This window comes from Solidesulfovibrio fructosivorans JJ] (assembly GCF_000179555.1).
Lineage (GTDB): Bacteria > Desulfobacterota > Desulfovibrionia > Desulfovibrionales > Desulfovibrionaceae > Solidesulfovibrio > Solidesulfovibrio fructosivorans.
Window position 1 is genome coordinate 114,257 of record NZ_AECZ01000012.1, and the last position, 10,391, is coordinate 124,647.

General features: G+C 65.5%; 6 protein-coding genes and 1 riboswitch. Of the genes, 5 read left to right on the forward strand and 1 reads right to left on the reverse strand.

Annotated features, from left to right (window positions below; all coding sequences use genetic code 11):
• Nucleotides 1-467: 467 nt before the first annotated feature.
• The 5 genes from DESFRDRAFT_RS10560 to metE all read left to right on the forward strand — a co-directional run bounded on the left by DESFRDRAFT_RS10560 (nucleotide 468) and on the right by metE (nucleotide 9,352).
• A complete protein-coding gene (locus tag DESFRDRAFT_RS10560) occupies nucleotides 468-1,910 on the forward strand; it encodes an amino acid permease (protein WP_005993723.1) in 1,443 nt (480 codons plus the stop codon).
• 35 nt (nucleotides 1,911-1,945) lie between these two features.
• Nucleotides 1,946-3,340 carry a glutamate decarboxylase gene (locus DESFRDRAFT_RS10565; protein WP_005993725.1) on the forward strand — a complete coding sequence of 465 codons (1,395 nt, stop codon included), beginning with the start codon at nucleotides 1,946-1,948 and terminating at the stop codon, nucleotides 3,338-3,340.
• Between the two features lie 176 nt (nucleotides 3,341-3,516).
• Nucleotides 3,517-4,947: an outer membrane homotrimeric porin gene (locus DESFRDRAFT_RS10570; RefSeq protein WP_005993727.1), complete on the forward strand. Its 1,431-nt coding sequence runs from the start codon at nucleotides 3,517-3,519 to the stop codon at nucleotides 4,945-4,947.
• A 72-nt stretch (nucleotides 4,948-5,019) separates the two neighbouring features.
• Nucleotides 5,020-6,504 (forward strand): glutamine amidotransferase-related protein, encoded by a 1,485-nt coding sequence (locus DESFRDRAFT_RS10575; RefSeq protein ID WP_005993729.1) that lies wholly within the window; start codon nucleotides 5,020-5,022, stop codon nucleotides 6,502-6,504.
• A gap of 160 nt (nucleotides 6,505-6,664) precedes the next feature.
• Nucleotides 6,665-6,870: riboswitch (cobalamin riboswitch) on the forward strand.
• 181 nt (nucleotides 6,871-7,051) lie between these two features.
• Nucleotides 7,052-9,352, forward strand: a complete 2,301-nt coding sequence (gene metE, locus DESFRDRAFT_RS10580; protein WP_005993731.1) for a 5-methyltetrahydropteroyltriglutamate--homocysteine S-methyltransferase — start codon at nucleotides 7,052-7,054, stop codon at nucleotides 9,350-9,352.
• 198 nt (nucleotides 9,353-9,550) lie between these two features.
• Here metE and DESFRDRAFT_RS10585 read toward each other — a convergent pair whose 3' ends face one another.
• Nucleotides 9,551-10,264 carry an anaerobic ribonucleoside-triphosphate reductase activating protein gene (locus DESFRDRAFT_RS10585; protein WP_043794491.1) on the reverse strand — a complete coding sequence of 238 codons (714 nt, stop codon included), beginning with the start codon at nucleotides 10,262-10,264 and terminating at the stop codon, nucleotides 9,551-9,553.
• Nucleotides 10,265-10,391: the final 127 nt, after the last annotated feature.

Below are 10,391 nucleotides of genomic sequence, written 5' to 3' on the forward strand. Positions count from 1 at the left end.
GCGCGGGGTCTCTTTCGGCGAGAGGTGTAAATGATATTCAAAATCATTGTCAATGTCGGCATTGAGGTCAGCCGCCGTATGGGGAGTGGGGCGCGGTTTGGGCGGACGCCGCTTTTTTGGCCTCGGGCAAAACGGGGCGTGCTTTGCCGCGCCGCTTCCCAAAACGGGGCAATGTGGTTCCCGGAAAGGCGCGGGCATGCGGTCTTGCGCATGCCGCGCGGATTTCGAGTCTCAGGCGGGGGATTTTTTGAGAAAAAGGCAAGCGAGGATGCGGTGTTATTGTAATTTTACCGTAACATCTCGATATTATGAAATATCCTGAAAAGAAGAGCGTGTGTGATGATATTGTTTCTCATTTTGCGGCAGATGTGATACCGTTGCCACCATAACGGCCTTTTGCAGCGCGAGGCAACGCAACGGACACGGTCCCGTTCATACCGCATGACGCAAAAAAGGAAGACGACACGATGGCGACGAAAAAGAAGATGTCGGTGTTCACGCTGAGCATGATGACCGTCGCGGCGGTGGTGAGCCTGCGCGGGCTGCCGATGATGGCCAAGGAAGGGCTCTCCCTGGTCTTTTACATCCTCTTCTCCACCATCATGTTCCTTATCCCGGCATCCCTCGTGGCGGCGGAACTGGGCGGCGCGTTTGGCGAGAAGGGCGGCGGCGTCTATACCTGGGTCAAGGAAGCGTTCGGTTCCCGCTGGGGATTCACGGCCATATGGCTCCAATGGATCCAGAACGTGGTCTGGTATCCCACGGTGCTCGGTTTTGCGGCCAGCTGTCTGGCCTACCTCTTTATGCAGCCGGCCATGGCCCAAAACGGCGTCTACACCGGCATCGTGATTCTGGTGTGCTACTGGGCGGCCACCTTCCTGACCCTGGCCGGCAGCAACGTGGCCAGCTCGGTCACCAAGTACGGCGTGCTGCTCGGCACGGTGCTGCCCGGGGTGGTGGTTATCGTCCTCGGGCTTTTGTGGATCGACCAGGGCAACCCCATCGCGTTTCTCGGCGCCGGCCCGGCCGCGGACGCCGCCGGCGCGCTGGCCCATCCCCACGCCAGGCTCTTTCCCCACATCACCGGCCTTGGCAGCGTGGCCTTTCTGGCCGGCATCATCCTGCTTTTCGCCGGCGTCGAGGTCCACGCCGTGCACGCCACCGAACTGGAAAACCCGTCCCGCCAGTTTCCGGAGAGCATGTTTTTGGCCGCGGCCATTATCTTCCTGCTGTTCATGCTCGGCTCGCTGGCCGTGGCCGCCGTGGTCCCGGCTTCCGAGATCAGCCTCACGGCCGGGCTGATGCAGGCGTTCAAGCAGCTCTTCGACAAGTTCGGCATCGGGTTTTTAACGCCGGTCATGGGGCTGCTCGCGGCCTTCGGGGCCATCGGCGGCGTCATGTCCTGGGTCGGCGGACCGAGCCGGGGCCTGCTCGAGACGGCCAAGCAGGGCGAGATTCCGCCCTTTATGGCCAAGGTCAACAAGAACGGCGTGCAGATCAACATCCTGCTCATCCAGGGCGTGATCGTCAGCCTGCTCGCCGCCCTCTACTTCATCATGGACAACGTGAGCGTGGCCTTTTTCGTGCTTTCCGCCATGACCGTCACCCTCTATCTCGTGATGTACATTCTCATGTACGCCGCCGCCATCCGGCTGCGTCTGACCCGTCCCGACCTGCCGCGCTCCTACAAGGTGCCAGGCGGCGTCGTCGGCATGGGGTTTATCGCCGGCATCGGCCTTCTCGGCGTGGCGTTCTCCCTGGTGGTCGGCTTTTTCCCGCCGACGAACCTTCCCGTGGGCAATCCGGCCCTGTACGTGGGCCTCGTGGCGGCCGGCCTGGTGGTGTTCGTCGGCCTGCCGCTCGTCATCAACGCCTGCAAGAAACCCGGCTGGCTTCAGGGCGGCAAGTAGGCCGCCGGCGAAACCGCAACGAAGGAGGCGCTTTTATGCCCTTGCATCAGAAAGACACGGTCCGCGACGATCTCCTCGACGATGTGTACGCGTCGAGCGACCTTTCGGTGCGCATGCCCAAGTACCGCTTTCCCGAAAAAGAGATCGAGGCCAGACACGCCTATCAGGTCGTGCACGACGAACTGATGCTCGACGGCAATTCCCGCCAGAATCTGGCCACCTTCTGTCAGACCTGGGCCGACCCCGAGATTCACCGGTTGATGGACGAATGCCTCGACAAGAACATGATCGACAAGGACGAGTATCCCCAGACCGCCGAGGTGGAAGCGCGTTGCGTGCACATGCTGGCCGACCTGTGGCACTCGCCAGAGGCCGCCAACACCATGGGCTGCTCCACCACCGGTTCGAGCGAGGCGGCCATGCTCGGCGGGCTGGCCATGAAATGGCGCTGGCGGGCCGCCCGCAAGGCAGCCGGCAAACCGACGGACAAGCCCAACATGATCTGCGGCCCGGTCCAGGTCTGCTGGCACAAGTTCGCCCGCTACTGGGACGTCGAACTGCGCGAAATCCCCATGGAGCGCGACAGGCTCATCATGAGCCCCGAGGAAGTCATCAAACGCTGCGACGAAAACACCATCGGCGTGGTGCCGACGCTCGGCGTGACCTTCACCTGCCAGTACGAGCCCGTGGAAGCGGTGTGCAAGGCCCTGGACAAGTACCAGGCCGACACCGGCCACGACATCCCGGTCCATGTGGACGGCGCGAGCGGCGGCTTTCTGGCCCCGTTCCACGATCCCGGCTTGCTCTGGGATTTCCGGCTGCCCCGGGTTAAATCGATCAACGCCTCGGGCCACAAGTTCGGCCTGTCGCCGCTCGGCGTCGGCTGGGTGGTGTGGCGCGACGCCAAGGAGCTGCCCGAGGACCTGATCTTCAAAGTCAACTACCTCGGCGGCAACATGCCGACCTTCGCGCTCAACTTCTCGCGCCCCGGCGGCCAGATCATCGCCCAGTACTACAACTTCCTGCGCCTTGGCCGCGAGGGCTACGACAAGATCCAGTCGGCCTGCTACGACACGGCCGCCTATCTCGGCGACGCGCTTCGGGAAATCCCGGACTTCGAGGTCATCTACGACGGCCGGGGCGGCATCCCGGCCGTGACCTGGAGCCTTGTCGAAGGGAGCAAGCACAACTTCAACCTCTACGACCTGTCCGACCGGCTGCGCTCCCGGGGCTGGCAGGTGCCGGCCTATTCCATGCCGCCCCATCGGGAGGACCTCGTGGTCATGCGCGCCCTGGTCCGCCACGGCTTCAGCCGTGACCTGGCCGACCTCCTGGTCGACGACCTCAAGCGTTGCCTGGCCTACTTCGCCCAAAATCCCGTGACCCACTCCCTGTCCGCGGAGACGGCCTCGGGGTTCAGCCACACCTAACCCCGCGCCACGTCCCGTTCGGCCCCGGATCGATCGATGATCCGGGGCCGGACCGTGCCGGCGCGGCCCGTTTGAGGTCCATGGATGCCGATTTGAGGCAGCCGCCCCAGCCAACCCGTTTGCGTTCTGGAAAAGACGGACGCATTTTTCCAGGACACCCCAGCAGGAACACCGCCATGCCCCGATTCCGGTTCGCCGCTCTCGTTTTCGTCGCCGCCTGCTTGTTCGCCCCCGCCGCCTCGGCCGCAACCTCGGTTTCCATGTACGGCGATTTTCGCGTGCAGGGCACGTTTTTCAGCAATCAGAACTACACCGGCTGGAACGCGGACGGCACCCGGACCGCGGACACCATGAACATCTGGCAGCGCCTGCGCCTGCATGTCGATCTCGCCGCCAACGAAAACTTGGCCTTTCGCCTCGGGCTTCGCGTCAACAACCAGACCTGGGGCCACGGCACCCTGACGGCGGCCAATCCGACGACCGCCATCGAGCCCTACCAGTGCTATCTCCAGTTCACCCTGCCCGAGACGGCCATCAAGGTGACCGCCGGCTACCAGCCCCTGTCCCTGCCGCACAACGCCGTCTTCTACGACTCCGTGGTGCTCGGCACGGACTCGGGCAACAGCGACGCGGCCGCCCTGGTCGTCAGCGCGCCGCTGATCGCGGACCGGCTCGACGTCACGGCCGGCTACGCCCGGCTGGTGGACACCAACCGGACCTACGACGGCACAACCACGCAAGTCGGCGACGAGTTGGACTTCACCTTCCTCACGCTGCCGGTGACGGTCGCGGGCACGCATTTCACGCCCTGGGGCGCGGTGGCCATCCTCGGCCGATCCGCCGACCTGCCGAGCCCCATGGGGAACAGCCTGCTTTCGGCCAGTTCCTACGCCGGGGCGACGGCGTTTTCCAACAACCAGAACGCGGCGCTTTGGGCCGGTTTTTCCCTGGACGCCGAGCTGCCGTTGTCGCTCAAGTTCTATGCCGACGCGGTCTACGGCGACGCCTTCGCCGCCGACCGGGAGCGCTTCCACCGGCGCGGCTGGTTCGCGGACGCGGGACTGGAATATACCGGCTTTACCGCCTTTGCGCCGCAGTTGTTCGGCTGGTACGGCAGCGGCGAGGATTCCGGGCTGTCCGACGGCTCCGAGCGGCTGCCCGCCATCAACACGATATGGGGACCCGCGGGCTCGTTTCTTTTCAACGCCGACCAGTACCTGACCCAGGCCGCCATGAACACCACGCCCCAGGGCAGCATGGGTCTGGTCCTCAACTTCGCCCGCATCAGCGTTTTGCCCCGCCTGACCTCCCTGGTCGCCTTTTCCTACGCCACGGGCACCAGTTCGCCGGCGGGCCTGCGCAAGGCCGTGGCCCTGACGGGCGGCCCCGGCAGTTACGTGACCATGGGGCGGGATCTCGCCGAGGGGGAGCGGCTCTATTCCATCGCCTGGGAGCACGTGTACGCCCTGACCGACGCCCTGAACCTGATCGGCGAAACCGGCTGGGCCCATCCCGAAGGGTTCCACTCGAGCATCTGGGGACATCGTATGGTGCATCAGGCCGGCGACGCCTGGCAGGCGGCGCTTGGCATCATCTATACCTTTTAACGCGTGGCGCGCTCGGTCGTCTTGCGATGCGCCGCCACGGCCGGATGCTTTGCCGGCCCAAGGAGTGCCCGCATGAAAAGCCGGATGTTGCCTCCGCTCGTCCTCACCGTATGGATCGTCGGCCTGTCCTGCGCCGTGGCCCTGGCACAGTGTCCGATCAGCGCGCCGCGGCTCACCACGAACCCCAATTTCGATGTCGTCGTCACCCGCGTGGCGCCTGTTTTGTCCTTTAAAAACGCCACGGGCGGCCAGGGGAAACGCGTCTACGAAATCCAGCTCGCCCGCGACAAGGCGTTCGCGGTCGGCCGCCTCGACTACACGCTGCCGGAAAACCCCGAAGGCGTCAGCGCCCTGGCCATTTCCGAGCAAAAGCCCCTGGCGGATGGGACCCGCTGGTACTGGCGCGTGCGGGCCACGGACGAGAAGGGCGCGCACGGGCCCTGGGCGGTCAGCCGGTTTTCGGTGGATACGGCGAGCGACAAGGCCTTCATGGACCTGACCCGGGCCGTGCCCGTGAGCGTGAAGGTTTCGAGCGGCTCGGACCCGAAAAATCTCATCGACTATACCGACCAGGGCCTTTCCACCCAGTGGCGGGCCGCGCCTCCGGGTCCGGACAGGGCCTGGGTGGAGCTGGATCTGGGGCGGAGGCGGACCATAAGCCGCATCTGGATGCTGGCCGATTCCGGCAGCCGGGACGGCTGGCCGGTGGCCTTCCGCTGGCTGGCGAGCCCCGACGGCGTTGCCTGGAAGGAGGTCGTCAAGGTCACCGACGGCGATACCTACCGCTTCATTCTCGATGTCGACGGGGTTTCGGCCCGTTTCTGGCGGCTGGAGATCAGCGACTGGACCGGCTATGCCCCGGGCATAAACGAGCTGCTGCTGTATTCTCCGGGGCATCCTCCCGTGCCGAGCCCGCCGTCCGGGCCGTATGTCCTCGTCATCGGCAACCAGCACAACGGCGCGACGTTTACGGAGCTGGCCGCGCGCGTCCATGAGATGGTCCCGGAACTGGCGACCGTGACCGTGCCGTATTACGAAGCGAGCATGGCCCTGTACGAGGCGCTTGCGAAAAAGCCGGTGGCCATTTTGCTCAGCGGCAACAACGCCGACTACAACGACCTGCCCATGTTCGAATACAACGGCGAATTCGAGATCATTCGCGCCGCGCCGGTTCCCATCCTCGGCATTTGCGCCGGGCACCAGATGCTTTCCTTCGCCTCGGGCTACACCCGTGTGCGCTCCATGGGGCATTCCGACATTTCCGCCATGGAAAAGCCGGACCGGTACGCGGAGATCCGCACCCTCGTCGACGATCCACTGTTCAAGGGCCTGCCCCAGCCCTTCACCGCGCCGGAAGTGCACGGCTGGGCCGTGTACGACCTGCCGCCGGGGTTCGAAGTGGTGGCCGAGTCCACGTACATCCAGGCCGTGCGCGGCCGGGACGGACGTCTGTACGGAACGCAGTTCCACCCGGAGATCAAGGTTTCCTACAACCAGGCGGAAAATGTGCTGCGGCGCTTTCTGCGGGACGCCCTGTCGCGATCGCAACCGCGTTGATACAAGAAATACCGCCCCGTCTTGCGTGAACCTGTTCTCCTTTTTGAAAGTTTTTGGGAGGGGAGAGCGCGAGAGGGGGACACTTTTTTCAAAAAGGGTCCCCCTCTCGCATCTCCGTTTCTTCCCCTCCTCCTCATTGACAGGGGACTGGAATTGGGCCATTGACGGGCCGATTTGTGGTAAAGGACCTTTCGAGAAACGGAAGACGGTGCGAATCCGTCGCAGACGCGCTGCTGTGATCGGGGTTTGGCGGCGGTTCTCCACTGGGTCGGGCGAAAGCCGGCCTGGGAAGGAAGCCTCCGGATGCTGATGGTCCCTTTGGGGACCGCCCCGTAAGCCAGAAGACGCCTCGAATCGGTCGGTATCCAGGCCTCGCGACATGGGCCGGAGTGACCGTTGCGCCGGACGCGTTCGCGTTCCCGGATCGTCACCCGTGGCCCGTTCCCCGCATGTTGGGGACGGGTTTTTTTGTTGCGTGCCGTTTTTTGGTCATGCCGGCCGACGCCAACCGCCCGTGGACCACCCGGGCCAACAAGGAGCACGTTGCATGGTGACGCATTTGCTGGGATTTCCGCGCATGGGGCGGGGTCGGGAACTCAAGGCCGCCCTTGAAGCGTACTGGGCCGGCGGGATCGACGCCGCCGCCCTCGGGGAACGGACCGCCGCCTTGCGGCTTTCGCATTGGACGCTTGCGCGCGAGGCCGGCATCGACCTCGTGCCGGTCGGCGATTTTTCCCTCTACGACCACATGCTCGACATGGCCTGCCTGCTGGGTGCGGTGCCGGAGCGCTTCGGCCATGCCGGCGGGGAGGCGTCCCTCGACACCTTTTTCGCCATGGCCCGGGGCGTCCAGGACGGAACGCGCGACGTGGCGGCCATGGAGATGACCAAGTGGTTCGACACCAACTACCACTACATCGTGCCGGAGTTCACGCCGGGGCAGCGTCTTGCCGTGGTCGGGTCGAAAATCTTCGACGAGGCGCGCCAGGCCGCCCAGGCCGGGTTCGCGGCCAAGGCCGTGCTGCCCGGGCCTTTCACCTTTCTCATGCTCGGCAAGAGCGTTTCTCCCGGCTTCGACCGCTTTTCGCTGCTCCCGGACCTGCTTGAGGCCTACCGGGACATCCTCGGCCGCCTGGGCGCGCTGTGCCCCTGGATCGAACTCGACGAGCCCATCCTGGCCCAGGACCCGCCCGAAGCCCTGGCCGGGCCGTTTAAGGAGGCGTACGGCGATCTGGCCAGGGCCGCCGGTCCGGCGAAGGTGATGCTCGCCACCTACTTCGGCGGCATCGCCCACAACCTGTCCTGGGTGGAAGGGCTGCCCCTCGGCGCGCTCCATATCGACTGCGTGCGCGACCCGACCCAGATCGCCTTGGTCGCCAAGGCGCTGTCCCCGGAGACCGCCTTGTCGCTGGGGCTCGTGGACGGGCGCAACATCTGGCGCGTGGACGCGGCCGCCGCCCTGGCGCGCATCGAGCTCGCGGCGGACCACGTCGGGGCGAAGCGCCTCATGCTCGCGCCGTCGTGTTCGCTGCTGCATTGCCCGGTGGACCTCGAGGCGGAAAGCGCCCTCGACCCGACCATTCGCAGTTGGATGGCCTTTGCCGTGCAGAAATGCCGCGAGGTGCGCCTGCTGGCCGATGCCGCCGCGCCCGGCGGGCCTGAGCGTTCGGAGGTGGCCGCCGCCCTGGCCGCCAACCGGGCCGCCTGGGAAAGCCGGCGGGAAAGCGGGGTCGCGACCGACGCGGCCGTGCGCCATCGGGTGGAGGCCATCACCGTGGACATGTTCCACCGGCCGGCTCCGTACAAGGAACGCGCCGGATTGCAGGCGGCCGCCCTTTCCCTGCCGCCCGTCCCCACCACCACCATCGGCTCCTTCCCCCAGACGCCGGAGATCCGGCAGGCCCGGCGGCGCGCCAAAACCGGCGAGATGGACGCCGCCGCCTACGAAACATTCCTCAAGGAGACCATCGCCGACGTGGTGGCCCGGCAGGAGGCGCTCGGCCTCGACGTGCTGGTGCACGGCGAACCCGAACGAAACGACATGGTGGAGTATTTCGGCGAGCGGCTCGCCGGCTTCTGCTTCACGAAAAACGGCTGGGTGCAAAGCTACGGCGCGCGTTGCGTCAAGCCGCCGGTCATCTACGGCGACGTGTCGCGCCCCGGCCCCATGACCGTGGACTGGTCGACCTATGCCGCGTCCCTCACCAAGAAGCCCATGAAGGGCATGCTCACCGGCCCGGCGACCATCCTGTGCTGGAGCTTCGTGCGCGACGACCAGCCCCGCGAGACCACGCGCCGGCAGATCGCCCTGGCCATGCGCGACGAGGTGGCGGATCTGGAGCGGGCCGGGTTGCGCGTGATCCAGATCGACGAGCCGGCCCTGCGCGAGGGGCTGCCGCTGCGGCGCAAGGACTGGGAGATGGCCCTGGCCCTGGCCGTGGACGATTTCCGGCTGACCGCCGCCGTGGCCAAACCGGAAACGCAGATCCACACCCACATGTGCTACGCGGAATTCAACGACATCGTGCCGTCCATCGCCGCCATGGACGCCGACGTCATCAGCATCGAGGCCAGCCGCAGCCGCATGGAGCTTCTGACCGCCTTCGCGGACTTCCAATATCCCAACGAGATCGGTCCCGGGCTCTACGACATCCACAGCCCGCGTGTGCCGTCGGTCGAGGAGATGGAAGCGCTGCTCAAACGCGCGGCCGAGGTCATCCCGCCCGAACGGCTGTGGGCCAACCCTGATTGCGGGCTCAAGACCCGGGCCTGGCCGGAAGTCTCGGCCGCCCTGGCCAATATGGTGGAAGCAGCCCGCCGCGTCCGCGCGGTGTTGTTGAAGAGGTAAAGAGCCTCCGGCGGCCAGGGGGAAACTTTTTGAAAAAAGTTTCCCCCTGGACCCCCTTCAAAAACTTTTAACGGGGTGAGGGGGATACGTCCCCTTGCCCCCCTTTGAAAGTTTTTGGGGAGGGTGGGGGTCCGGGGGAGGGAACCCTTTTTTTCAAAAAAGGGTTCCCTCCCCCGACTCTTCCCCTCCCCTCCCCAATCACCGCACGGTGATGGAGAGGCCGGGGGCTGTCTGGCGCAGCGTTTCCAGGAGCTCGTCCGGGAAGACGGCCGGTCCGGCGGCGCTGAGGTTTTCGTCGGCGCAGCCTTTGGGCTGGAAGGGCTGGATGACCCAGGTGGGGACTTCCTGCCGGTCCAGTTCGTCGGCCAGGGCGGTCATGTCCGTCGGGGTGAGCAGGGCTGGGTGCCAGGTGGTGCGCACTTCGAAGGCGACATGGGACTGTTCCAGGAGTTGGAGGCTGGCCGAGGCTTGGGCCGCGCTTCCGGGGACGCCGGTGATGCGGCCATAGGCCGCGGCCGGGGCCTTGATGTCGCAGCCCACCCAGTCGCAATAGGGCAGCGCGTCGGCCAGGGCGTCGGGGAACATGCCGGCCGTGTGCAGGCCGATCTTGAAGCCGAGGTCCCGTACGGCCGTCATGGCCGCCGGCAATCCCGGCTGCGCCGTGGGTTCGCCGCCGGAGAAGACCACCGCGTCGAGGAGCCCTTGCCGGCTTTCCAGCCAGGGCAGGGTGTCGGCGAAGGCCTCGTCGGCCTCGCCGTCGCTTTCGCGTAGGGTCGCGTTGTGGCAGTACGGACAGCGCCAGGGGCAGCCCCGGCAAAAAAGCACCGCCGCCAACTCGCCGGGGTAGTCCAGTGTGGAAAGCGGCATGCGGCCGCCGAGGCGCAATCCTTCTTCATTTCTTATCTTTTGCATTCGTACTTCCGCAAGGGAACGCCATCACCGCACCGAATCCCATAGCGGGATTCCAGTTAACGTTCGTTCCCTTTGAAAGTTTTTGAAGGGGGGTCCGGGGGGAAACTTTTTTCAAAAAGTTTCCCCC